Origin of the sequence: Burkholderia sp. Ac-20365, assembly GCF_017104715.1 — a bacterium.
Taxonomy (GTDB): domain Bacteria; phylum Pseudomonadota; class Gammaproteobacteria; order Burkholderiales; family Burkholderiaceae; genus Paraburkholderia.
Window position 1 is genome coordinate 112,911 of the sequence record NZ_JAAGPI010000022.1, and the last position, 25,036, is coordinate 137,946.

Below are 25,036 nucleotides of genomic sequence, written 5' to 3' on the forward strand. Positions count from 1 at the left end.
GACACCCAGATCTGTCTCAAACGCAGCGCGCCAGCCTTCCCCAGCCCGTGACACGACGCCGCTCGCACGAGCAGACAAGTGTCACACGTCATACAATCGTCGCATCGTTCCGCTTTCAGAAATTGTCAGCCGCACTTCAGAGGAAACTGAAGCATCACGCGGCACAACGGGAATAATCATGGATATCGATCAGTACATGACCGACCTCGGTCGCCGCGCACGTCACGCATCGCGTGCGATGGCGCGAGCGTCGACGGCGGCGAAGAATGCCGCGCTCGAAGCCGTTGCTGTTGCCATCGAGCGTGAGACGCACGCGCTCAAGGAAGCGAATGCGCGCGATCTCGCACGCGCACGGGACAAGGGGCATGACGCCGCGTTCATCGATCGCCTGACGCTGTCGGACAAGGCACTGAAAACGATGGTCGAAGGTCTGCGGCAAGTGGCCGCGCTGCCCGATCCGATCGGCGAAATCAGCAACATGAAGTATCGGCCGAGCGGTATTCAGGTCGGCCAGATGCGCGTGCCGCTCGGTGTAATCGGCATCATCTACGAATCGCGCCCGAACGTGACGATCGATGCAGCCGCGCTGTGCCTGAAGTCCGGCAACGCGACGATTTTGCGTGGCGGTTCTGAAGCGCTCGAATGCAATACGGCGCTCGCGAAGCTGATCGGCGAAGGGCTCGAAAAAGCGGGCTTGCCGCAAGAGGCCGTGCAGGTGGTCGCAACCTCGGATCGCGCGGCCGTCGGCAAGCTGATCACGATGACCGAGTACGTCGATGTGATCGTGCCGCGCGGCGGCAAGAGCCTGATCGCGCGCCTGATCGAAGAAGGTCGCGTGCCGATGATCAAGCACCTCGACGGCATCTGCCACGTGTATGTCGACGATCGCGCGGATATCGCGAAGGCATTGACCGTGTGCGACAACGCGAAGACGCATCGCTACGGCACCTGCAACACGATGGAAACGCTGCTGGTTGCACGCGGCATTGCGGCTGAAGTGCTGCCGGCGCTCGGCAAGCTATATCGCGAGAAGGATGTGGAACTGCGCGTCGATCCGGCGGCGCGCAAGGTGCTCGAATCCGCTGGTGTCGCGCCCCTCGTCGATGCGACGGAAGAAGACTGGCGCACCGAATATCTTGCGCCCGTGCTGGCCGTCAAGGTCGTCGACGGTATCGATCAGGCGATCGAACATATCAACGAATACGGCTCGCATCACACGGACGCGATCGTCACGGAAGACCACGATCGCGCGATGCGTTTCCTGCGAGAAGTGGATTCGGCGAGCGTGATGGTCAATGCATCGACGCGTTTTGCCGACGGTTTCGAATTCGGACTGGGTGCTGAAATCGGCATCTCGAACGACAAGCTGCATGCGCGCGGGCCGGTTGGACTGGAAGGGCTGACGTCGATGAAATACGTCGTGCTGGGGCATGGCGAAGGCCGTCAATAAACCGGCTGACAAAACAAGAACAAGGAATGTCGATGCTCTGGATCAAGACGTTTCACATCGTTCTGGTCGCTTCGTGGTTCGCGGGGCTTTTCTATCTGCCGCGAATCTACGTGAATCTCGCGATGGAGACCGATCCGAATGCGGTGAAGCGACTTCTGCTGATGGCGCGCAAGCTGTTTCGTTTCATGACCTTTATCGCGGTGCCGGCGCTGGCGTGCGGATTGTGGCTGTGGCTCGCGGTCGGTATCGGCAGCGGACAGGGCTGGATTCACGCGAAAGTCGGTGTGGTCGTGCTGCTTATCGTGTATCACGCGTATTGCGGCGTGCTGCTGCGCACTTTCGAGCGCGGTGAGAACCGGCGCTCGCACAAGTGGTATCGAATGTTCAATGAACTGCCTGTGCTCGGCATGCTGGCTGCCGTTGCGCTAGTCGTGATTAAACCGTTCTGATCTTTCTACGGGGCTTCGGCCCCGTTGTCTTTTCTGCTTTTGGGCGTGACTGATCGCCCGTGAGCAGACATCTCCTCAGCAGCGACTAATGTAGCTCGCTCGTTTCATCTCTCGTCTCGAAGTTTTCCTGCAAGTCTGCATTTTTTTCAGTGTGTCTGTCGGAAGACTTTGGCATCGTGCGAAAGCGCGTGATTGTTTCGTGCATAGGATCGATTTATATTCATTTTGTATCCTAAGTATTTAAGTTTTCGAATCGATAAATCCAAGACGCTGATCAAATGACTGAGAATTACGTCCAAAAATTTATGCAGATTTGACTGGTTTCTCAGCAAATTGAGACGAAGGTCCTGATTTAAGAGTAGTCCGATTCGCCACATATTTGACGCTCAATAAAGTTCGACTCCACTGCATCAGGATGGCAGAGGATTCTTCAATGGGACGCGACTTTGCAACATGGCAGCGTCGCAAAGTCGAACTCTTGATGTCGGTGTTCGCTGTACTTCGTCAGATTTCTTCTGCTTTTCGCGCGATTGGCGTGCAGGCAAATGCAGGAATCGGTGCGGACGGAGCTGCCGGTGATGTGTCGATCTCGTCAATATAATAAGGATTGCAAATGAATAAGGCTTATCGGTCAGTCTGGAACGAATCGTTGGGGACTTGGGTGGCGGTGCAGGAGAATGCGAGAGGACGTTCAAAAAAATCGTCACGTTCGGCATTGGTGCTTTCTGCAATTTCTTCGGCAGTGGGGTTGATGACGGCGATGCCAGCATGGGCGTCGTCGATTTCAAATAATTTCTGCAACCCCGATGGCCCCGGAAGCGGTACATGGTCGAACGTTGCCGGTTGCTGGGCGAATGCTGGGAGCTATGCTTCCGCGCACAATCTTGGCGAGACTGTCATCGGTTCGTATGGGTACATTCCAACCAATATCAGTTTCGGGACAGTCTTCGGGTTTGCTGGCCAGGCAAACGCCATGTATGGCACGGCCTTGGGCTCGAATGGCTACGTCAGTTACGGCGCACAAAACAGTGTGGCGCTCGGTTCGGGCTCAGTGGCGACGGATCCCAACACCGTTTCGGTAGGCCGGGTCGGCAACAATCCACTCTACAACGTACATACGGACAACGGAGATGGAAGCGGAGCCGACGCTACACCGATGAATCAATCGCTCCTCGGCACGGTCAACCGCCGCATCACGAATATGGCGGCCGGCATCAACGACACCGATGCCGTCAACGTGTCGCAGCTCAAAGGCGTCACAAAGTCGCTAGGCAGCGGTGCGAGCATCAACTCGGATGGTTCGGTCAAGGCACCAACGTATGTGGTTCAGGGCGCGAGCGTCAATGACGTGGGCTCGGCCTTGTCGAAGCTCGACACAGCGACGACGGCCAATTCGACCAACATCACGAACATTCAGAACACCGTCAACAACATCAACAACGGTGGCGTAAGTACCAAATACTTCCACGCGAACTCCACCCAGGCTGATTCGGTGGCAAGCGGCTCCAACTCGGTCGCAGTGGGCGACCGTGCGAACTCGATGGGCGGTTCATCGGTTGCAATGGGCGATGGCGCGACGGCAGTCGGCGCCGCCAGCATTGCGATCGGCAACAATGCGAAGAACGCCGCGACGGCCAACAACTCGGTGGCGCTCGGCGGCGACTCGTCTTCCGGCGACAAGTCGGTAACGATCGGCAACGGCGCGAACACGACGAACTCGTCGTGGGCCGTCGCGGTGGGCACGAATGCCAACGTATCGGGCGCGCTGGGTGTTGCGATTGGCGGCGGGTCGGTGGCATCGGGCGCGAACGCGGTGACGATGGGGCCAAACGCGGTCGCCTCGGGCGCGAATTCCGTTGCGCTGGGCAATGCAGCCAATGCGTCGGCGACCAATTCTGTGGCGCTGGGCGCAGGTTCGACGACGACGGCCAACCTCAGCGCAGCGGGCTATAACCCGGGTACGGGCACGCTGTCGGGCATCGCGTCGGCGGCTAATGGTGAGATGTCGGCGGGCAAGGCAGGCGCGGAGCGTCGCGTGACGAACGTGGCAGCGGGTGCTGCGGCAACGGACGCCGTGAACGTGAGCCAGTTGCAGTCGGAAGATGCGAAGGTCAATGGCATCAGCAGCAACGTGTCGAACCTGAGCAACACCGTCAACAACATCAGCACGGCGACGGCGGGCCTCACCAACATCACGAACACCGTGACGAACATCGTCAACGGTGGCGGTATCAAGTACTTCCACTCGAATTCGACGCTGGCGGACTCCGTGGCGGCCGGTGCAAATTCGGTTGCGATCGGTGGCGGCGCGAGCGCAGCGGCGGCGAACTCCGTGGCATTGGGCGCGAACTCGACGACGACGGCGAACCTGTCCGCTATGGGCTTCAACCCGGGCAGCGGCACGCTGGCAGGTGTGGCTTCGGCGGCTAACGGTGAAGTGTCGGTGGGTGCAGCGGGCAAGGAGCGTCGCGTGACGAACGTGGCAGCCGGTTCGGCATCCACGGACGCGGTGAACGTCAGCCAGTTGCAGTCCGAAGACGCGAAGGTCAATGCCGGAGGCACGAGCATCGCGAACACGATCGGCGGCGGTTCGACGTACAACACGTCGACGGGTGCGATCTCGGGCCCGACGTTCAATGTCGGCGGGACGACGGTCACGTCGATTGCCGGCGCGATCACCAACCTCGATGCCCGCGTGACGCAGAACACGACGTCCATCAGCAACATCATGAACCAGATCAACAATGGCCAATCCGGTCTGGTTCAGCAGATGTCGCCGGATGGCGCCGTGACGGTCGCAGCGGCCACGGGCGGCACGCTGGTGAACTTCGCAGGCACGGCGGGCGCACGCGTGCTGACGGGGGTCGCCAACGGCAGTTTGAACATGTCGAGCACGCAAGCGGTGAACGGTTCGCAGCTGTATCAGACGAACCAGAACCTCGCCAACCTGACCAACGTCGTGAACAACATTTCGACCTCGGGTTCGGGCACGGGCGGCCAGTCGAAGTACTTCCACGCGAACTCGACGCTGGCGGATTCGTCGGCGACGGGTGCGAATGCGACGGCGATCGGCGGTGCCGCGTCGGCATCGGGCGCGAACTCGGTGGCATTGGGTTCGGGTTCGGTGGCGGCTAGCGACAACACGGTGTCGGTGGGATCGGCGGGCAATGAACGCCGCATCACCAACGTCGCCGCCGCGACGGAAGCGACGGACGCAGTCAACTACGCGCAGATGAACGCGGCCATCGCGGCCGTTGAGAACGCGGCGACGGGCAGCGATGCAATGCTGGCCGTCGACGGCGACCGCGTCACCGAGGCTGCAAGCGTGAATGGCACGCACGCGATGGCAATGGGCCCGAGCGCCAGCGCAACGGCCACGCAGGCGATCGCATCGGGCTACAACGCTCAGGCGAGCGGCGACAGCTCGATCGCGATGGGTGCGAACGCGAAGGCGACGGCCGATCACGCCGTGGCTCTCGGCGACGGCTCGGTCGCGGATCGTGCGAACACGGTGTCGGTGGGTTCGGCGGGTAATGAACGCCAGATCGCCAACGTCGCGGCGGGCACGCAGACGACGGATGCCGTCAACGTCGGGCAGCTGAACAGCTCGATTGCGGCAGCCATCGGCGATATGCCGGCGGGCATGTCTGCCAAGGACTATACGGATCAGCAGATCCAGCAGGTCCAGGCCGGCGTGAACGACGTGGCGCGCAACGCCTACTCGGGCATCGCAGCGGCCACCGCGTTGACGATGATTCCGGACGTCGATCAGGGCAAGACGATCGCGGTCGGTATCGGCGGTGCGTCGTATCACGGTTATGCCGCCTCCGCGCTGGGCATCTCGGCGCGTATCACGCAGAACATCAAGGTGAAGGCCGGCGCGGGTATCAGCGCGCAGGGCACGACCTTTGGTATCGGCGGCGCGTACCAGTGGTAAGCATGGCGATGTAAGCGCGAAGGCGGTGTGGTAACGGCCGCCTGAGCGCAGTCAGCAAGATGCTCCAAACGAAACGGGCTCCTTCGGGAGCCCGTTTTGCGTTTCTGAACCCGGCGTCTGGCTTAGCTATTCCTGCGGCCCGACGCGCCGCCGTGTGATCAGATCTTTTGCGCCCGCCAGTTTTTCGGCCAGTTCCGGGCCGCGTCGTAACGCAACGCCCACGGCGAGAATGTCGCCGATCGCGAGATGCGAGGTGCGCGACGTCATCGGCGAAAAGATGTCGGTGTCTTCGTCGACATTGGCGAACAGGCCGATCGACGCAATACGCGCCAATGGCGAATTGCCATGCGTGACGGCGATCACTTTTGCGCCAGCGGCGAGCGCGGATCTGGCGGCGTCGATGATGTCGCGCGTGCGCCCCGTATTCGAGATTGCCACGACGACATCGCCTTCGCCCAGCAGCGCCGCCGACATCAGAAACGTATGCGGATCCGAGTAAGCGACGCTCGGCATGCCGAGCCGGAAGAACTTGTGCTGCATGTCGAGCGCGGCGATGCCCGAGCCGCCCGCGCCATAGAACTCGATGCGCTTCGCCTGCGCAAGCAGTTCGATCGCGGCCGCCACGCTGTCCGTCGACAGATTGTTGCGCACCTGGATCAGCGCGCCGATGGTCCGGTCGAGCACCTTCGCCGCGACGCCGGGCGTCGGCTCGTCGGGGCGCACGTCGCGATACACGGCGGGCACTTCCGTTGCTATGCCTTGCGCAAGGCGGATCTTGAATTCACGGAAGCCGGAAAAGCCGAGCGCGTGACAGAAACGCGCGATGGTCGGCTGACTGACGCCCGCGCGCGCGGCGACCTCCGTCATCGACAGGTCGAGCACTTCGCGCGGCGCTTCGATCACGTAGTCGGCGAGCTTGCGCTCGGAAGGGCGCATCTGGTCGCGCATCGCTTCCACCTGGGACAGCATCATCGGGAATCTCGCACTATGCTGAAGAATGCGTGGACTATAGCTGATAGACGAATCGAGTACAAAAACTACATATACGCCGTAGGTGATTACCCTAACGAAATTCGATGAATCGCCGAAAACGCCTGTGCACAATGGTTTGAGGCGAATCTGATGGTGGCGAAGATTCAGCAACTGCCACATTGTGTCGATGTAGTTTTTCTACTAATATCCCGGTTGCCGGCTTTCCATGCCGTTCCCCGCGATACCAATCTGGCGCAAGACGCGCATACGCGTCCGCCAGCGACGAAGGAGCATCGATGGTTTCCCCGCATTCGCAACTGATGAAAGTCACGAAGCGCGTGATCGAGCGCAGCAAGGCCACGCGCCACGCGTATCTCTCGCGCATCGACCAGGCGCAGGGCAAGTTCCCGGCGCGCGGCGCGCTCTCGTGCGCGAACCTCGCGCACGGCTTCGCCGGCATGGAGGGCAACGACAAGCTCGTCATCAAGCAGATCCGCCAGCCGAATATCGGCATCGTCTCGTCGTACAACGAGATGCTCTCGGCGCACGCGCCGTACAAGGATTTCCCGGACATCATCAAGGCCGCCGCGCGTGAAAACGGCGGCGTCGCGCAGTTTGCAGGCGGCGTGCCCGCGATGTGCGATGGCATCACGCAGGGCAACGCGGGCATGGAACTGTCGCTGTTCTCGCGCGAAGTGATCGCGATGAGCACCGCCGTCGCGCTCACGCACAACATGTTCGACGCGGCGCTGTGCCTGGGCGTATGCGACAAGATCGTGCCGGGCCTGCTGATCGGCGCGTTGCAGTTCGGCCATCTGCCGACCATCTTCGTGCCTGCCGGCCCGATGACGAGCGGCATTTCCAACGACGCAAAAGCCAAGGTGCGCCAGGAATTCGCCACGGGCCAGTGCAACCGCGACGCGCTGCTCGAATCCGAAGCGGCCGCGTATCACAGCCACGGCACCTGCACGTTCTACGGCACGGCTAACAGCAACCAGATGCTGATGGAAATCATGGGCCTGCATTTGCCGGGCTCGGCTTTCGTGCATCCGCATACGCCGCTGCGCGACGAACTGACGGCACAGGCCGCGCGCCGCGTGCTCGATCTCACGGTCGACCGCGGCCATTACATGCCGATCGGCCATGTGATCGACGAGAAGGCGATCATCAACGGCATCGTCGGTTTGCTGGCGACGGGCGGCTCGACCAATCACACGCTGCACCTCGTCGCGATTGCGCGCGCAGCGGGCGTGATCATCGACTGGGACGATTTCGACACGCTGTCGGCCTCCGTGCCGCTGCTCGCGAAGGTCTATCCGAACGGCAAGGCCGACGTGAACCACTTCCACGCGGCAGGCGGCATGGCGTTCCTGATCCGCAATCTGCTCGAAGGCGGTTTGCTGCACGAAGACGTGAATACGGTGGTCGGCAAGGGGCTTTCGCACTATGCCGAAGAGCCGAAACTGCTCGACGGCAAGCTGACGTGGGTGCCCGCTGCGAAGGAAAGCCATGACGCGGCCGTGCTGCGTCCCATTGGCGAACCGTTCCAGCCGGACGGCGGTCTGCGTCTGATGCAAGGCCGGCTCGGTCGCGGCGTGATCAAGATTTCGGCTGTCGCGAAGGACCATCGCATGGTGAAAGCGCCCGCGATCGTGTTCGATTCGCAGGAAGCCGTGCAGGAAGCCTTCGATAACGGCGAACTCAAGCGCGACTTCATCGCCGTCGTGCGCTTTCAGGGCGCGCGGGCAAACGGCATGCCCGAACTGCATCGTTTGACGCCGCTGCTCGGCGTGTTGCAGGATCAAGGTTTCCATGTCGCGCTCGTCACGGATGGCCGTATGTCGGGTGCATCGGGCAAGGTGCCCGCGGTGATTCACGTGTCGCCGGAAGCGCTGCTGCAAGGTCCGCTAGGCAAGGTGCGCACGGGCGATATGCTCGTCATCGATGCAGAAGCGGGTGTGCTCGACGTCGAAATGGACGAGGCCGAATGGGCCGCGCGTCCGATTGCCGTGTCGCAGCATCAGGCAGAAAACGAAGTGGGCTTCGGCCGCGAGCTGTTCGGCGTGTTCCGTGCGGCGGCCGCGCCGGCGGAACTGGGTGCGTCGGTGTTCGGGTCGCTCGTCGGCGAAGCGTCGCACGCAACGCAACATGCCACGCAAACGGCAAGCGCAGTGGCGAGCGAAGCCAGCCACGCAATGCAGAAATAAAGCGAAAAGGAGTCTGAAGATGACGTCGAAAACAGTCAGCGAAATCGTGCGCCTCGGTCCGGTGATCCCCGTCCTTGCATTCGATACCGTCGAACAGGGTGAACACGTTTCGCGCGCGCTGCACGCAGGCGGCGTGAAGGTACTGGAAATCACGCTGCGCACGCCGGCGGGAATCGGGGCGATCGAGCGCGCGAGCCAGCTTGCCGAAGATATCGTCGTGGGCGTCGGCACGATCACGAAACCCGAGCATTGCGAGCAGGCCAAGAAAGCTGGCGCGAAGTTCGGCGTCTCGCCCGGTCTGACGAAAGACATGCACAAGGCCGCGCAGGACGCCGGTCTGCCGCTGCTGCCGGGCGTGATGACGCCGAGCGACATCATCGTCGCGCTCGAACTCGGCTATGAAATCGTCAAGTTCTTCCCGGCGCAACAGGCTGGCGGCGTGCCGATGCTGCAGGCTTTCCACGGCCCGTTCCCGAACCTGAAGTTCTGCCCGACGGGCGGCATCACCGCGGAAAGCGCGCCGAACTTCCTCGCGCTGCCGAACGTGGTGTGCGTCGGCGGTTCGTGGCTGACGCCGAAAGCAGCGCTCGCTGCGCAGAACTGGGACGAAGTCACGCGTCTCGCGCGCGCAGCAAGCGAACTCGCTGCACCTGCACATTGATTCGTCGCCACGCGTTTTGACGACGCGCTAAACGTGTTCGATCGAACCTCGCCGCTCGAGCCCATACTGGGCAAGGCGGCGAGGTTTTTTTTATTTTTTGCGCGGGTTTATTCCACGCGCCACGAACGTCAACAAACAGTAAAATTCAGCGTCCGCGAAAACACCCTGTTTTAAAGGTGTTTTCTGCATCCGGAAGCGGGCGAGGTGCCGCAGCACTTTGCAATTCAAACCAACAAAGCAAAGGAGGAGCTTCATGGAAGCTGTCCACGGCAGCATGCTGCTGATCTACGCCGTGATCGCCATTGCAGTGCTGATTCTGATGATCACGCGCTTCAAGGTCTATCCGTTCCTCGTCCTCATCATCGTGTCGTTGCTGCTGGGTCTTGCCGTCGGCATGCCGGCGGGCACGATCGTGAAGTCGTTCGAAACGGGCAACGGCAATACACTGGGTCACATTGCGATCGTCGTCGGCCTCGGCACGATGCTCGGCAAGATGATGGCCGAATCGGGCGGCGCCGAGCGCATCGCCACCACGTTGATCAACTGGTTCGGTGAGAAGAACATTCACTGGGCGATGATGTTCGTGGCGATCATCGTCGGCTTGCCGGTGTTCTTCGAAGTCGGCTTCGTGCTGCTGATTCCGATCGCGTTCAACGTCGCGAAGCGTACGGGCAAATCGCTGCTGCTGATCGGCCTGCCGATGGTCGCGGGTCTGTCCGTCGTGCACGGTCTGATTCCGCCGCACCCGGCCGCGCTGCTCGCCGTGCAGGCCTATCACGCGGATATCGGCCGCACGATTGCGTATGGTCTGCTGGTCGGCGTGCCGACGGCGATCGTCGCGGGTCCGCTGTTCGCGCTGTTGATTCACCGTCATATCAAGCTGGCGGAAAACAATCCGCTCGCCGCACAGTTCGTCGATTCAGAACATCAGGCGGGCTCGCGCGAGCTGCCGGGCTTCGGCATCACGCTGTTCACGATCCTGCTGCCGGTGATTCTTATGCTGATCGGCAGCTGGGCGGATCTCGTGTTCGCGCCGAAGACGACGGCCAATGATCTGCTGAAATTCATCGGCACGTCCGACGTTGCGCTGCTGATCGCCGTGCTCGTCAGCTTCTGGACGTTCGGTGCGAGCCGTGGTTTCAACCGCGAGCAGATCCAGAAGTTTTGCGGCGAGTGTCTGGCGCCGATTGCGGGGATTACGTTGATCGTGGGCGCGGGCGGCGGCTTTGGGCGTGTGCTGATGGATAGCGGCATCTCGAAGCAGATCGTCGAGACGGCGACGTCCGCACATCTGTCGCCGCTGCTGCTTGGCTGGTTCGTGGCTGCGCTGATTCGTCTTGCGACGGGTTCCGCGACGGTTGCGATGACGACGGCATGCGGCATCGTCGCGCCGATTGCGCAGGCGAGCGGCGTGCAGGTGAAGCCGGAATTGCTGGTGCTCGCAACGGGTTCGGGCTCGCTGATTTTCTCGCACGTTAACGACGGCGGATTCTGGCTGATCAAGGAGTACTTCGGAATGACGGTGGGGCAGACGTTCAAGACGTGGTCGCTCTGCGAAACCATCATTTCGCTGATGGGATTGGGTTTGACCTTCGCTTTGGCGGCGGTCCTGTAAGGAGTTTCAGATGATTTTGATCGCGATGGGCGTGTCGGGCGCCGGCAAGACCCGGATTGGCGAAATGCTGGCGGAGCGGCTCAAGTGCACGTTCACCGATGGCGATGCGTTTCATAGCGCGGCCAACAAGGAGAAGATGCACAACGGTATTCCGTTGACGGATGAAGACCGTTGGCCATGGCTCAGGACGATCCGTGCGGCGATCGAAGAGAAGCAGAAGGCGCAGGAAGATGCGGTTTTTACCTGTTCTTCGTTGAAGCGGTCTTATCGGGATGTTTTGCGCAATGGCGATAAGGATGTGTGTTTTGTTTATCTGAAGGGATCGAGGGAAGTGCTGCAGGCTCGTCTGCAGACCCGAACCGGGCATTTCTTCGATCCTTCGTTGTTGCAGAGTCAGCTTGATACGCTTGAAGAGCCTGGTGAAGACGAGGCGATTACTGTGAGTATTGAGCTTACGCCTGAGCAGATTGTTGAGGAGACGCTTGTTCAGCTTCGCATGAGGTAAGGGGTTTTTGATTGTCTTGCGACGCTGGGTTGGTTTGCTTTTGTCTTCGCTGGCATCCGCGATTTGCCTTCGTGCTTCACGCGTCGCCCCTGTGCGGGGCGGCACTTACTTTCTTTGCCGCCGCAAAGAAAGTAAGCAAAGAAAGCGGGCTAACACCGCCCGTGCTTCACCACCGCCTGAGGGCCCCCAACGGGTCCTCCACTTCCCACGGCAACCTCGCTGGTCGATGCCCGTTGCCAACGCTCTTAACTCGCGCCGCACCCACTTCGATCACCCGTAGCACGTCGCGCGGCAGCGAACGACTACGGCCGCTCAGGTGGCAAACTGTGTGTCGGTCGTAGTGCTGCACACCTCGGCGCTCTTACGACACCGATCGTGTTCTTCAGTCCGGAGTGAAGTTCATACGCCGCGACAACCTACACACAGTTTGCCGCTATAGAACGCAGGCGATTTGATCGCGTGTGAGGTGACGCGGGAGCATGAAGCGGATGATGAGCCAGTTCGAAGCGCTGGCAACGGGCATTGAAAGGCAGATTGCCGTGTGAAGCGGAGGACCCGTTGGGGGCCCTCAGGCGGGGGTCAAGAACGGGCGGTGTTAGCCCGCTTTCTTTGCTTACTTTCTTTGCGGCGGCAAAGAAAGTAAGTGCCGCCCCGCACAGGGGCGACGTGTGAAGCATGAAAGCAAACCGCGGATGCCCGCGCAAGGCTAAGCAAACCAAATCTCAAACGCCCGGCGCGGAAAAAAACAGCTATTACTTAATCCGCTTGGCCAGCTCGGCAGCCTTGCCGACATAAGACCCAGGCGTCATCGCAAGCAAACGCTCCTTGGCGTCCGCAGGAATAGCAAGCCCATTAACAAACGTCTGCAGCGCATCGCGAGTGATGCCTTTACCGCGCGTGAGTTCCTTCAGCTGCTCGTAGGGATTCTCAATGCCATACCGGCGCATAACAGTCTGCACAGGCTCAGCGAGCACTTCCCACGTCGCATCGAGATCGTCGTTCAGACGCTGAGGATTGACTTCAAGCTTATCCAGCCCACGATTCAACGCGTCATACGCCAACAAGGAATACCCAAACGCAACACCAATATTCCGCAGCACCGTCGAATCGGTCAAATCACGCTGCCAGCGCGAAACCGGCAGCTTGTCTGCCAGATGCCGCAACGTCGCGTTAGCGAGACCAAGATTACCTTCCGAGTTCTCGAAGTCGATCGGATTGACCTTATGCGGCATCGTCGACGAACCGATTTCACCTGCCTTCGTCTTCTGCTTGAAATAGCCGATAGAGATATAACCCCACACGTCGCGATCGAGATCGAGCAGGATCGTATTCGCACGCGCGACAGCATCGAACAGTTCGGCCATATAGTCGTGCGGCTCGATCTGGATCGTGTACGGATTGAACGTCAGCTTCAGACGCTTCTCAACGACTTCCTTCGAGAACGCTTCCCAATCGAACTCCGGATACGCGGACAGATGCGCATTGAAGTTACCGACCGCGCCGTTCATCTTGCCGAGCAACTCGACCGTCGCAATACGATCGATCGCGCGCGACAGACGCGCTGCAACGTTCGCGATTTCCTTGCCGAGCGTCGTCGGGCTGGCCGGCTGGCCGTGCGTGCGCGACAGCATCGGCTGATCGGCCTGCGCATGAGCAAGCGCAACGAGTCGTTGATGCACCGAGCGCAGCGCCGGCAGAATCACGTGCTCGCGAGCGCCGGCCAGCATCAGGCCGTGCGACGTGTTGTTGATGTCTTCCGAGGTGCAGGCGAAGTGGATGAACTCGCTTGCGCGCTCCAGTTCCGGCTGGCCCTTCACCGATTCCTTCAGCCAGTATTCGACCGCCTTCACGTCGTGATTCGTCACGCGCTCGATGTCCTTGATGCGCGCGGCGTCATGCGCAGTGAAGCGCTCGGCCAGTTGCAGCAGGAATTGCTCCGATGCTTCGGAGAAGCGGGGCACTTCGGCAAAACCGGCGTGCGACAGCGCGATCAGCCAGTGAATTTCCACCGTCACGCGATGGCGCATGAACGCGGCTTCCGAGAGCCAGTCGCGCAGGGCTTCGGTTTTCGATGCGTAACGGCCGTCGAGCGGGGAGAGGGCGGTCAGCGCGAAGAGAGTGTCGGGGCGGGTGTCGGACATGATCGGGAGGGGCAGGAACGGTGAGAAAACGAACGGGGAGAACCGCGAATTTTACCACTTTAGGATATTCAGCCCGCCGCGTGGCCCCGCGCTGTTCCGCCTGGTCACGTGCGGCGCCGCTAGAATGCAGGCTTTCCGTTACTGGTGGGGCGGTAGGTCCGTATGGAACTGAAATGGCTCGAAGACTTCGTGTCGCTGGCGGAAACCCGCAGTTTCAGCCGCTCGGCGGAATTGCGGCATGTGACGCAGCCCGCTTTCTCGCGGCGTATTCAGGCGCTCGAGGCGTGGCTCGGCACGGAACTGATCGACCGTTCGGTTTATCCGACGCGGCTGACGGCAGCGGGCCAGGTGTTCTACGAGCAGGCGCTCGCGATGCTGTCGCAATTCCATGAAGCGCGCACGCTGCTGCGCGGTCACACGGCGACGCCCGCTGCGACGATCGAATTCGCCGTCCCGCATACGCTCTCGCTCACGTATTTTCCGCGCTGGCTGCAGCGCATCGAAGCGCAACTCGGTCCGATCCACACGCGGCTGCGTGCACTGAACGTGCACGATGCCGTGCTATCGCTGGTCGAGGGCGGCTGCGATCTGGTGATGGGCTATCACCATCCGAGTCATCCCGTCGCGCTCGATCCCGCGCGCTACGACATGCTGACGCTCGGCATCGAATCGATCAGTCCGTTCTCCGCGCCAGGGAAGGGCGGTCGCCCGCGCTACACGTTGCCCGGCACGCCCGAAACGCCGACGCCGTATCTGTCCTACACGCCGAACGCCTATCTGGGACGCATGACGGACGTGATCTTCTCGACGGCGCCCGGACGCCTCTATCTCGATCGCGTGTATGAAACGGATATGGCCGAAGGGCTGAAGGCGATGGCGCTCGCCGGACACGGCGTCGCGTTTCTGCCGCATAGCGCCGTCGAAGATGCCGTTGCGGACGGCCGCCTGATCCGGCTGGATCGTGCGGCGCGCGGCGTCGCGCAAGGCCAGTTGACGCTGACGATGGAAATCCGCCTCTACCGCGACAAGCTCGCCGTGCAAGCCGACGACGCGCGCCAGCAACTCGTGCGCGCGCTATGGGATGTCGTGAGCACGGAACTCACGCAAGCCTCGAGGTAGGTAAGAGTGCATTGCCGGAAAAGCAAATAACGGCTTTGCGACACGCATTTGCGCTTTCCACAGCGTTATGCAAGAAAAACATAATGGGATGATCAAACGGCATTGGACCCCGTCAGCGCTTTTTTTCGACAATGGCGTCACCCGATAAAAACGCTGGAGCGTTCATGTCTACCGCGGCAAATCTGCAGTCCATCCCGTCCTACCTTCACGCCGACGATCTCGGCCCCTGGGGCAACTATCTCCGTCAGGTCGATCGCGTCGCGCCGTATCTCGGCTCGCTGTCGCGCTGGCTGGAAACGCTGAAGCGCCCGAAGCGGATTCTGATCGTCGATTGCCCGATCGAACTCGATAACGGCACCGTTGCGCACTTCGAAGGCTATCGCGTGCAGCACAACGTGTCGCGCGGTCCGGGCAAGGGCGGCGTGCGTTATCACCAGGACGTGACGCTGTCGGAAGTGATGGCGCTGTCGGCGTGGATGTCGGTGAAGAACGCTGCTGTGAACGTGCCGTACGGCGGCGCGAAGGGCGGTATCCGCGTCGATCCGCGCACGCTGTCGCGTGGCGAACTGGAGCGCGTGACACGCCGCTACACCAGCGAAATCGGCATCATCATCGGACCGAACACCGACATTCCTGCGCCGGACGTGAACACGAACGAGCAGATCATGGCGTGGATGATGGACACGTACTCGATGAACCAGGGCCAAACGTCGACGGGCGTCGTGACGGGCAAGCCGATCACGCTCGGCGGTTCGCTCGGCCGTCGTGAAGCAACGGGCCGCGGCGTGTTCGTGGTCGGCTGCGAAGCGGCACGCCGCATCGGCATGGATATCGAAGGCGCGCGCGTTGCCGTGCAGGGCTTCGGCAATGTGGGCGGCATCGCGGCGCGTCTGTATCAGGAAGCGGGCGCAAAGATCGTCGCCGTGCAGGATCACACGGGCACGCTGTACAAGGAATCGGGTATCGACGCGGTCGCGCTGCTCGACCACGTGGCGAAGCATGGTGGCGTCGGCGGTTACGCGGAAGCCGACAAGATTGCGAGCGAAGACTTCTGGACGGTCGAAACGGACATCCTGATTCCCGCCGCGCTGGAAAACCAGATCACCGAAAAGAACGCGGGCAAGATTCGTACGAAGATCATCGTGGAAGGCGCAAACGGTCCGACCACGACGGCCGCCGACGACATCCTGAACGACCGCGGCATTCTCGTGATTCCCGACGTCGTTGCCAACGCAGGCGGCGTGACGGTGTCGTACTTCGAGTGGGTGCAGGACTTCTCGAGCTTCTTCTGGACGGAAGACGAGATCAACGAGCGCCTCGAACGCGTGATGCGCGAAGCGTTCGCAGCCGTGTGGCAGGTGGCGAGCGAGCACAAGGTGTCGGTGCGTACGGCAGCGTTTATCGTTGCTTGCAAACGCATCCTTGAAGCACGCGAATTGCGCGGCCTGTATCCCTGATAGTCAGAACGCACGGCGCCCGGCCTTGAGGCGGGCGCTGCGCCATATCGCTTCACCAGCGCGAATCGACAGGTTCGCGGAGAATACCGGGCGGACGGCATCTTCGGATGCCGTCCGCTTTTGTGCAGTTGAAGTCGGCCCCGACCGGCAAAAACGACGCATCCGATACCGTTTGCATCGGCCGGTAAAGGCGCTGTAAGCCAATACTGGCGCCGCGCCGCGCAAACTGCGTGCTTTACGCAACACTGCGCGACGAACATGGTTAACAACCATACTTTCAGAATAATTACTGAGATACACTGGCGCCGGTTCTTGCCAAGGAGATCACAAATGAAGGTTAAAAAAGCTGCGCTGCTTCTCGCGACACTGGGTTTGTTCACCGTTGGCGCGCATGCGCAGGACGCCGGCACGCTGAAGAAGATCAAGGACACGGGCGTCATTTCGCTGGGCCACCGCGAATCGTCGATTCCGTTCTCGTACTACGACGACAAGCAGAACGTGGTCGGCTACTCGCAGGAATTCGCGCTGAAGGTCGTGGACGCAGTCAAGGCGAAGCTGAACATGCCTGACCTGAAGGTCAAGCTGACGCCTGTCACGTCGCAAAACCGTATTCCGCTGGTTCAGAACGGCACCATCGATCTCGAATGCGGCTCGACCACGAACAACGCCGAGCGCCAGCAGCAGGTCGCCTTCTCGAACACGATCTTCGTGATCGGCACGCGCCTGATGACGAAGAAAGACTCCGGCATCAAGGACTGGGCGGACCTGAAGGGCAAGACCGTCGTGACGACGGCTGGCACGACGTCCGAGCGCCTGCTTCGCAAGATGAACCAGGACAAGAACATGGGCATGAACATCATCAGCGCGAAGGACCACGGCGAGTCGTTCCTGACGCTGTCGACGGGCCGCGCTGCCGCGTTCATGATGGACGACGCACTGCTCGCAGGCGAGCGCGCGAAGTCGAACACGCCGAACGATTTCGTGATCGTCGGTGCGCCGCAATCGCATGAAGCGTACGGCTGCATGCTGCGCAAGAACGATCCGGAATTCAAGAAGGTCGTCGACGATGCGATCGCCAAGGTCGAAACGTCGGGCGACGCCGACAAGATCTACAAGAAGTGGTTCGAATCGCCGATTCCGCCGAAGGGTCTCAACCTGAACTTCCCGGAAAGCGACGATATCAAGGCGCTCTACAAGAGCCCGAACGACAAGGCAATCGACTAACCCTCGAACAACCGTTAGCTAAAAAGTCAACGTGTTGAACGGAACGGAAGCGGCAAACGCCACTTCCGTTTCTTTTTGTTGGAGTCTTCGTCATGTCATACCACTGGAACTGGGGCATTCTGCTGAGTCCGGTTTCCACCGGCGAGCCGACCACCTATCTTGGCTGGCTGCTGTCCGGTCTTTGGGTGACGGTCACCGTTTCGCTGTGCGCGTGGGTGATCGCGCTGATTGTCGGGTCGTTTTTCGGCGTGCTGCGCACGGTGCCGAACAAGACGCTCTCCGCGATCGGCACCCTCTATGTCGCCATTTTCCGTAACATTCCGCTGATCGTTCAGTTCTTCGTCTGGTATCTGGTGATACCGGAACTGCTGCCCGCATCGATCGGTAACTGGTTCAAGCAGTTGCCGCCAAGTGCGCAGTTCTTTTCATCGTCGATCATCTGTCTGGGGCTCTTCACGGCCGCACGCGTGTGCGAGCAGGTGCGCTCGGGCATCAACGCGCTGCCGCGCGGACAGCGTGGCGCGGGTCTCGCGCTCGGCTTCACGCAATGGCAGACGTATCGCTACGTGCTCTTGCCCGTCGCGTACCGCATCATCGTGCCGCCGCTCACGTCCGAATTCCTGAATATCTTCAAGAACTCGGCGGTCGCATCGACCATCGGTCTGCTCGACCTGTCCGCGCAGGCGCGCCAGCTGGTCGACTACACGGCGCAGACGTATGAATCGTTCATCGCCGTCACGGTCGCGTATCTGCTCATCAACCTGATCGTGATGACGCTGATGCGCATCGTCGAAGCGAAGACCAGGTTGCCTGGCTATATCGGAGGCAAGTGATGCATCATTTCGACTGGAGCGGTATTCCGGGCGCACTGCCTACACTCTGGACGGGTGCCATCGTCACGCTCAAGATCACGATTCTCGCGATCGTGATCGGCATCGTGTGGGGCACCGTGCTCGCGCTGTTGCGGCTGTCGGGTGTCAAGCCGCTGGAATGGTTCGCCAAGCTGTACGTGACGCTTTTCCGCTCGATCCCGCTGGTGATGGTTCTGCTGTGGTTCTTCCTGATCGTGCCGCAGGTGCTGCAGAACGTACTGGGTCTTTCCGCCGACATCGACATTCGCCTCGCTTCGGCGATGGTCGCGTTCTCGCTGTTCGAGGCCGCGTACTACTCGGAAATCATCCGCGCAGGTATTCAGGCCGTGCCGCGCGGGCAGGTGAACGCGTCGTTCGCGCTCGGCATGAACTACGCGCAGGCGATGCGTCTCGTCGTGCTGCCGCAGGCGTTCCGCGCGATGGTGCCGCTGCTGCTCACGCAGGCCATCGTGCTGTTTCAGGATACGTCGCTCGTCTACGTGATCAGCCTCGCCGACTTCTTCCGCACGGCCACGAATATTGGCGACCGTGACGGCACGAACGTCGAGATGGTACTGTTCGCCGGTGCGTGTTACTTCGTGATCTGCGTGGTCGCGTCGAGCCTCGTCAAAAGTCTTCAGAAAAAGGTCGCAAGATGATCTCTATCAAGAATGTGTCGAAGTGGTACGGCGAGTTTCAGGTACTCACCGACTGCACGACGGAAGTGAAAAAGGGCGAAGTGGTCGTCGTGTGCGGCCCGTCGGGTTCGGGCAAGTCGACGCTCATCAAGACGGTGAACGGTCTCGAGCCGTTCCAGAAGGGCGATATCGTCATCAACGGCCAGTCGCTTACCGACAAGAAAACGAATCTGTCGAAGCTGCGCTCGAAGGTCGGCATGGTGTTCCAGCACTTCGAATTGTTCCCGCATCTGTCGATTACCGAAAACCTGACGCTCGCGCAGATCAAGGTGCTCGGCCGCTCGAAGGATGAAGCGACCGCGAAGGGCCTGAAGCTGCTCGATCGCGTAGGCTTGCGCGCGCACGCTGACAAGTATCCGGGGCAACTGTCGGGTGGTCAGCAACAGCGTGTGGCGATTGCGCGCGCGCTGTCGATGGATCCGATCGCGATGCTGTTCGACGAACCGACTTCGGCGCTCGATCCGGAAATGATCAATGAAGTGCTCGACGTGATGGTCGAACTGGCGCAGGAAGGCATGACCATGATGTGCGTGACGCACGAAATGGGCTTTGCGAAGAAGGTCGCGCATCGCGTGATCTTCATGGACAAGGGCTTGATCGTCGAAGACGACCGCAAGGAAGACTTTTTCGCCAATCCGAAATCGGATCGTGCGAAGGACTTTCTCGCGAAAATCCTGCATTGAAATCGATGCAATGAGTTCAGGAAAGCCGCTTCTTCGGAAGCGGCTTTTTTATTTGCGTGTTGACTTTCGTGAAGGTGATTTAAGAATTTTCAACGTTTGGCGACAAATCTTAGGAATGTTATCTATTTGTTGATCGGTTAATCGGAATCTTCTCATGGGACTTGTCCAGGCACGCGCCTATGCTATGCCGGCGAAATGCGATGAGGCGAGCGAGGTGCGGGTCGTCATCCGTTCCGATCGAAAAGAGACAGGCCATGAAAGTCTTTTTGTTGAGCGACCTTGTCGTTCACGAGCTGGTATCGATGCAGCTGGAAGGTCAATGGCTGACGGCTGAGCAGTTCTCGGAGTCAGCAACTTTGTGGGCTTCGCGTCACGGATATAAAGATAAGTTATCCAGACCGTTTCTCGCGGTACTGCGGCGTGAAGCGGTTCAGATAGCGCAAGGTCTTACGGGAGATGTGGAGTCCGGAGGAGGGCAGGGTTCGCCGCTGAAGCGACTTTTGCTGGATATCCCCGCCGTCAATTACGCAGACCCTGTTAGCGCGCGAGCGCTGGCCGCGAGTCTGGAGGTGTGCCGCGCGAAGCTGTGCGATCGTTGTTCGCGATGTGCCGACGGTTGCGGCGCGGCCGGGTCGCATGAAACCGGGTGGCGTTGCCACCCGGTGTTGCGGACGCTTCTTTGCGGTGAAGCCGCTGCGTCGCGCGGCATGTGCGACGACGGGCACCATGCCGCGATCGCTTGTGCGCGCGACGAGTGACCTTTCCCGATCAGGATTCGTACGCCGCGGTGTCGTCGGATTCGAGGTCGAGAACGGTGGCGGCGGGCAACATGCTTGCCGACGCGCTCGGATCGCAGGACGGATTGCGCGCTTTTTCCAGTACGGCCGGCGGTACGGGCACGTTGGCGCGCGCGATGACTTCGCCATGCTGGAACATCAGCAGATCGCCCGGCTCGAATGCCGTCCAGACCTCGTTGTCGGTGAGCGGCTGCGTGGCGATCACGGCAACGCGGTCTTCAGGCGTCGTGTATTTGGCAAAGTCGATCGACACGTCCGCGTCGACCAGATGCGCGGTCGAGAACGGCCAGCTGCGCACCAGATAATGCAGGTGTGTCGAGCAGTGCGCGAACAGCGCCTGGCCATTCGACATCAGGAAATTGAACACGCCGAACTGGGTGATCTCGCGCGTCAGGGTTTCGAGCGCGGCGAACAGTTCGTCCAGCGGCGGCTGCGAGCCCGGAAACGCCTTGCGCAAACCTTGCAGCACCGCGCAGAACGCCAGCTCGCTATCGGTGCTGCCGACGGGCTGATACACGCCCGACAACACCGGACTGTAATTCTGCAGATCGCCGTTGTGCGCGAAGATCCAATGGCGTCCCCACAATTCGCGCATGAACGGATGGCAGTTCTCGAGCACGATGTGCCCCTGCGTCGCCTTGCGGATATGCGCGATAGTGTTCTTCGACTTGATCGGATAGCGCTTGACCATGTCGGCGATCGGCGAGGTGGCCGACGACTGATGGTCGATGAACAGGCGACAGGCCTTGTCTTCGAAGAAGGCGATGCCCCAGCCGTCGGAGTGGTGGTCGGTGACGCCGCCGCGCGCCGCGAAGCCGGTGAACGAGAACGTGACGTCCGTCGGCGCGGCGCAATTCATTCCGAGTAGTTGGCACATGATGCGGAAGACAAGCCTTTCTAACGGGGTATGAGCCCACGTGGGCCGACCCGTTACAATGATGATTTTCCAAGCATATCACCGAGCCAGAAACGGCAAAAAGCAAAATTGACGGGTGTTTTGGCTGCTTTTGTGGATTAGCCTCGTCAGTTATGCAGTCTGCCGTGCGCTCGACGCACGTGAGTCCCCGCCATGACCGCCTCTACCGCTGCTTCCGTCGATACCCTCACGCTCGCCCGTCCCGATGACTGGCACCTGCACGTCCGCGACGGCGCGATGCTCGCCGCCGTCCTGCCGCACACCGCGCGCCAGTTCGGCCGCGCGATCATCATGCCGAACCTGAAGCCGCCCGTCACGACGACGGAGATGGCGCGCGCGTATCGCGAGCGCATCATTGCGGCGATTCCGGCCGGCATGAAGTTCGAGCCGCTGATGACGCTGTATCTGACCGACAACACGCCGCCCGAAGAGATTCGCCGTGCGCGCGAAAGTGGCTTCGTGCATGGTGTGAAGCTGTATCCGGCAGGCGCGACGACGAATTCGGATGCGGGCGTCACCGACATCCGCAAGTGCGCGAAAACGCTCGAAATGATGCAGGAAACGGGCATGCCGCTGCTGATTCACGGCGAAGTGACTGACTCGTCGATCGATCTGTTCGACCGCGAGAAGGTCTTCATCGACCGCGTGATGACGCCGCTGCGCCGCGATTTCCCGGGGCTGAAGGTGGTGTTCGAGCACATCACGACCAAGGATGCGGCTGAGTATGTGCGCGACGCGGGCGCGCCGCCCGAACTGCTTGGCGCAACGATTACCGCGCATCACCTGCTGTACAACCGTAACGCGATTTTCCAGGGCGGCATTCGTCCGCATTACTACTGTCTGCCGGTGCTGAAGCGCGAAACGCATCGCGTGGCGCTGGTCGAGGCGGCGACGTCGGGCAATCCGCGGTTCTTCCTCGGCACCGACAGCGCGCCGCATCCGAAGGGCTTGAAGGAGCACGCGTGCGGCTGCGCGGGCTGCTACACGGCGCTGCATGCGCTCGAACTGTACGCGGAAGCGTTCGACAACGCGGGCGCACTCGACAAGCTGGAAGGTTTTGCGAGCTTCCATGGCGCGGACTTCTACCGCCTGCCGCGCAGCGAAGAGAAAGTGACGCTGCGCCGCGAAGAGTGGACGCTGCCGGCCGAAGTCGCGGTGGGCGATACGCCTGTCGTGCCGCTGCGCGGCGGCGAGCCGATCGGCTGGAAGCTCGTTTGAGCGGATGTCGCACGGCGTGGATTCGCCCGGCGGCGCGCTGAAACGCGCGGCGCCGGGTTTTGCGGATATCGACTGGTCGAGACCGTGGTTCGCGCAGGTCGCGGGACGCGGCGTGCGCTGGCAGCAGGCCGCGCTGCGTAGCGCGGCGGATCAGCTGATCGAGATGAACGCGGACGCTTCGTCCGCATCGATTTCGACGGGGCGCGGGCATCTGCTTGCATTCATCCCGCAAGACGGGTTGCCGCCCGGCACTGCATACGAGGCGCATATCGCGGCGACTGGCTGCGTGCCGACGCGTCACAATCTGCATGACTTCTTCAATGCGTTGTCGTGGTTTCAGTTTCCGCATATCAAGGCGGCGCTGAGCGCGCGCGGGTCCGCGGCTGTCGATGCGCTGGGCATCGGTCCGACGCGCGGCGGCACGCGCGACGCGCTAACCGTGTTCGATGAAAATGCCGTGCTGTTCGCCTGCTCGGACGAGACGCTCGCCACCGCGTTGCGTTCGTTCGACTGGAAAACGCTTTTTGTCGACGAGCGCGCGGCTTGGGACGAGCGCTGCGAAGCGCGCTGTTTCGGCCACGCGCTGCTCGAAAAGCTCGTCACGCCCTATAAGGCATGCACGGCGCATGCGTGGATCGTCGACGTGCCGTCGTCCTATTTCTCATGGCCGCGCGCTGCCCGCGATGCGTTTCTCGACGAAACGGTCGCTCGCACGCTGCTCGACAGCGCCGAATTCAGCAGCCGGATGTTCGCGCCGCTGCCCGTGCTGGGCATTCCCGGCTGGTGGACAGAGAACGAAGCCCCGTCTTTCTACGACGATGCGACCGTGTTTCGCAGCGGCCGGCGGTCGCACGCAACGCCCGGTGTTAAAATCGCGGCCAGCAAAGCAGGCCAGGCAGTCGCGGCCTCGGCGGTTTCGGCCGGCGAGGGCGAGGAAAGTCCGGACTCCACAGGGCAGGGTGATGGCTAACGGCCATCCGTGGCAACACGCGGAACAGGGCAACAGAAAGCAAACCGCCGATGGCCCGGCGCAAGCCGGGATCAGGTAAGGGTGAAACGGTGCGGTAAGAGCGCACCGCGGCTGCTGCGAGGCAGACCGGCACGGTAACCTCCACCCGGAGCAATTCCAAGTAGGCTGGCTAGCATCTTCGAGATGCAGGGCGGGGCCCCCGTCGCGTCAGCGGGTAGGAAGCTTGAGCGCGTCAGCAATGGCGCGCCTAGAGGAATGGCTGCCACGCGTGGCGCGCTTTCGGGCGCGCCGCGTGCACAGAATCCGGCTTATCGGCCTGCTTTGCCGCTTAAATGACAAATGCCGGCGTCCGTTGGGACGCCGGCATTTTCTTTTTCTGCTTCGCGTTCGTTTCGGGCTTAGGCCGCGACGATTTCGAACGAATGCGTGAGTTCGGCCGTCTTCGCGATCATGATCGACGCCGAGCAATATTTGTCGTGCGACAGATTGATCGCGCGTTCCACCGTCGACGGATTCAGGTTCTTGCCCGTCACCGTGAAGTGGAAATGGACCTTGGTGAACACCTTCGGGTCTTCGCTCGCGCGCTCGGCCTTCAGCGTCACCGAGCAACCGCTGATTTCCTGGCGGCTCTTCTTCAGGATCATCACGACGTCGTACGCGGTGCAGCCGCCCGTGCCGAGCAGCACCATTTCCATCGGGCGCGGCGCCAGATTGCGTCCGCCGCCTTCAGGCGCGCCATCCATCGCGACGAGGTGGCCGCTGCCCGTTTCGGCGGCGAACGCCATGCCATCCTGACCCATCCAGCTGACTTTGCATTCCATTGCGTTGTACTCCGGCTCACAAGCTTGAATTCGAGATGCGCATTGTAGCCCGGCAGATGCTGACTCGCCCGAAGCGACATCGGCGGCGAGTTATGCGGATCCGGGCTTGTTTGTTGCGCTGCGTCATGTTCGACGCATAAGGGATAGCGCGAACGGTTTTAGGCGTGTTGCTCCAGGGCAACTGCCACCTTCGCTTCTTGAGATCGGGCTAGATCCTTGTTTTTCAATGGTTTGGTCGTTAGCGCGACAAGTTTGATGCGATGCCACAATATGAAATTCAATTTCGCATTGCAAATGTTCTTGCGTTGCACAAGGGTCGAACATATAATCAGTTCATTGGTTGTT

21 protein-coding genes, 1 other RNA gene and 1 pseudogene are annotated in these 25,036 nt (G+C 61.0%); 18 read left to right on the top strand and 5 right to left on the bottom strand.

The window, feature by feature from the left end; genetic code table 11:
- Positions 1–178: 178 nt before the first annotated feature.
- The 3 genes from G3O01_RS29150 to G3O01_RS29160 all read left to right on the top strand — a co-directional run bounded on the left by G3O01_RS29150 (position 179) and on the right by G3O01_RS29160 (position 2,500).
- A complete protein-coding gene (locus G3O01_RS29150) occupies positions 179–1,450 on the top strand; it encodes a glutamate-5-semialdehyde dehydrogenase (RefSeq protein WP_205810060.1) in 1,272 nt (423 codons plus the stop codon).
- 26 nt (positions 1,451–1,476) lie between these two features.
- Complete coding sequence (locus G3O01_RS29155) at positions 1,477–1,899, top strand: CopD family protein (RefSeq protein ID WP_205810061.1); 423 nt, start codon at positions 1,477–1,479, stop codon at positions 1,897–1,899.
- 433 nt (positions 1,900–2,332) lie between these two features.
- Positions 2,333–2,500: a hypothetical protein gene (locus tag G3O01_RS29160; RefSeq protein ID WP_205810062.1), complete on the top strand. Its 168-nt coding sequence runs from the start codon at positions 2,333–2,335 to the stop codon at positions 2,498–2,500.
- Between the two features lie 23 nt (positions 2,501–2,523).
- Here G3O01_RS29160 and G3O01_RS45410 read toward each other — a convergent pair whose 3' ends face one another.
- Positions 2,524–2,700 carry a hypothetical protein gene (locus G3O01_RS45410; protein WP_241024346.1) on the bottom strand — a complete coding sequence of 59 codons (177 nt, stop codon included), beginning with the start codon at positions 2,698–2,700 and terminating at the stop codon, positions 2,524–2,526.
- 355 nt (positions 2,701–3,055) lie between these two features.
- Between G3O01_RS45410 and G3O01_RS29165 the strand changes: the two genes are divergently transcribed.
- Entirely contained in the window at positions 3,056–5,836 is a 2,781-nt protein-coding gene (locus G3O01_RS29165) for a YadA-like family protein (RefSeq protein ID WP_241024348.1), read from the top strand.
- A gap of 126 nt (positions 5,837–5,962) precedes the next feature.
- Here the strand turns inward: G3O01_RS29165 and G3O01_RS29170 are convergent, their stop codons facing one another.
- On the bottom strand, positions 5,963–6,808 hold the full coding sequence (locus G3O01_RS29170) for a MurR/RpiR family transcriptional regulator (protein WP_205810064.1): 846 nt from the start codon (positions 6,806–6,808) through the stop codon (positions 5,963–5,965).
- 296 nt (positions 6,809–7,104) lie between these two features.
- On the opposite strand from G3O01_RS29170, the gene edd reads away from it, so the two are divergent.
- The 4 genes from edd (at position 7,105) to G3O01_RS29190 (ending at position 11,796) form a co-directional block, all read left to right on the top strand.
- Positions 7,105–9,015, top strand: a complete 1,911-nt coding sequence (gene edd, locus G3O01_RS29175; protein ID WP_205810065.1) for a phosphogluconate dehydratase — start codon at positions 7,105–7,107, stop codon at positions 9,013–9,015.
- A 19-nt stretch (positions 9,016–9,034) separates the two neighbouring features.
- A complete protein-coding gene (gene eda / locus G3O01_RS29180) occupies positions 9,035–9,676 on the top strand; it encodes a bifunctional 4-hydroxy-2-oxoglutarate aldolase/2-dehydro-3-deoxy-phosphogluconate aldolase (RefSeq protein ID WP_205810066.1) in 642 nt (213 codons plus the stop codon).
- A 253-nt stretch (positions 9,677–9,929) separates the two neighbouring features.
- Positions 9,930–11,291 (top strand): GntP family permease, encoded by a 1,362-nt coding sequence (locus tag G3O01_RS29185; RefSeq protein ID WP_205810067.1) that lies wholly within the window; start codon positions 9,930–9,932, stop codon positions 11,289–11,291.
- Between the two features lie 10 nt (positions 11,292–11,301).
- Positions 11,302–11,796: a gluconokinase gene (locus G3O01_RS29190; protein ID WP_205810068.1), complete on the top strand. Its 495-nt coding sequence runs from the start codon at positions 11,302–11,304 to the stop codon at positions 11,794–11,796.
- A gap of 752 nt (positions 11,797–12,548) precedes the next feature.
- On the opposite strand, the gene purB is transcribed toward G3O01_RS29190, so the two are convergent.
- On the bottom strand, positions 12,549–13,937 hold the full coding sequence (gene purB, locus G3O01_RS29195) for an adenylosuccinate lyase (protein ID WP_205810069.1): 1,389 nt from the start codon (positions 13,935–13,937) through the stop codon (positions 12,549–12,551).
- 162 nt (positions 13,938–14,099) lie between these two features.
- Here purB and G3O01_RS29200 point away from each other — a divergent pair, with 162 nt between their 5' ends.
- From G3O01_RS29200 to G3O01_RS29230, 7 genes are all read left to right on the top strand, one after another.
- Positions 14,100–15,056: a LysR family transcriptional regulator gene (locus G3O01_RS29200; protein WP_205810070.1), complete on the top strand. Its 957-nt coding sequence runs from the start codon at positions 14,100–14,102 to the stop codon at positions 15,054–15,056.
- A gap of 164 nt (positions 15,057–15,220) precedes the next feature.
- Entirely contained in the window at positions 15,221–16,513 is a 1,293-nt protein-coding gene (locus G3O01_RS29205; RefSeq protein ID WP_205810071.1) for a Glu/Leu/Phe/Val dehydrogenase, read from the top strand.
- A gap of 330 nt (positions 16,514–16,843) precedes the next feature.
- A complete protein-coding gene (locus tag G3O01_RS29210; RefSeq protein ID WP_205810072.1) occupies positions 16,844–17,737 on the top strand; it encodes a glutamate/aspartate ABC transporter substrate-binding protein in 894 nt (297 codons plus the stop codon).
- Between the two features lie 92 nt (positions 17,738–17,829).
- Positions 17,830–18,570, top strand: coding sequence for an amino acid ABC transporter permease (locus tag G3O01_RS29215; RefSeq protein ID WP_205810073.1), 741 nt, complete (start codon positions 17,830–17,832; stop codon positions 18,568–18,570).
- Positions 18,570–19,247 (top strand): glutamate/aspartate ABC transporter permease GltK, encoded by a 678-nt coding sequence (gene gltK / locus G3O01_RS29220; RefSeq protein ID WP_205810074.1) that lies wholly within the window; start codon positions 18,570–18,572, stop codon positions 19,245–19,247. The genes G3O01_RS29215 and gltK overlap by 1 nt, the downstream gene beginning before the upstream one ends.
- The gene (locus G3O01_RS29225) at positions 19,244–19,969 is read left to right on the top strand and encodes an amino acid ABC transporter ATP-binding protein (protein ID WP_109483111.1); all 726 of its coding nucleotides are present in this window, start codon (positions 19,244–19,246) and stop codon (positions 19,967–19,969) included. Before gltK ends, G3O01_RS29225 begins: the two co-directional genes overlap by 4 nt.
- A 254-nt stretch (positions 19,970–20,223) precedes the next feature.
- The gene (locus tag G3O01_RS29230) at positions 20,224–20,727 is read left to right on the top strand and encodes a hypothetical protein (RefSeq protein WP_205810075.1); all 504 of its coding nucleotides are present in this window, start codon (positions 20,224–20,226) and stop codon (positions 20,725–20,727) included.
- Between the two features lie 10 nt (positions 20,728–20,737).
- Here the strand turns inward: G3O01_RS29230 and G3O01_RS29235 are convergent, their stop codons facing one another.
- A complete protein-coding gene (locus tag G3O01_RS29235; protein ID WP_205810076.1) occupies positions 20,738–21,643 on the bottom strand; it encodes a class II glutamine amidotransferase in 906 nt (301 codons plus the stop codon).
- Between the two features lie 192 nt (positions 21,644–21,835).
- Here G3O01_RS29235 and pyrC point away from each other — a divergent pair, with 192 nt between their 5' ends.
- The 3 genes and pseudogenes from pyrC (at position 21,836) to rnpB (ending at position 24,197) form a co-directional block, all read left to right on the top strand.
- Complete coding sequence (gene pyrC, locus G3O01_RS29240; protein WP_205810077.1) at positions 21,836–22,900, top strand: dihydroorotase; 1,065 nt, start codon at positions 21,836–21,838, stop codon at positions 22,898–22,900.
- Between the two features lie 4 nt (positions 22,901–22,904).
- Positions 22,905–23,750 (top strand): annotated as a pseudogene (locus G3O01_RS29245) (DUF3025 domain-containing protein); the annotation flags it as partial.
- Positions 23,751–23,783: 33 nt separating this feature from the next.
- An RNA gene (rnpB, locus tag G3O01_RS29250) (RNase P RNA component class A) lies at positions 23,784–24,197 on the top strand.
- Positions 24,198–24,268: 71 nt separating this feature from the next.
- Here the strand turns inward: rnpB and G3O01_RS29255 are convergent.
- Positions 24,269–24,691 (bottom strand): OsmC family protein, encoded by a 423-nt coding sequence (locus G3O01_RS29255; protein ID WP_109483119.1) that lies wholly within the window; start codon positions 24,689–24,691, stop codon positions 24,269–24,271.
- Positions 24,692–25,036: the final 345 nt, after the last annotated feature.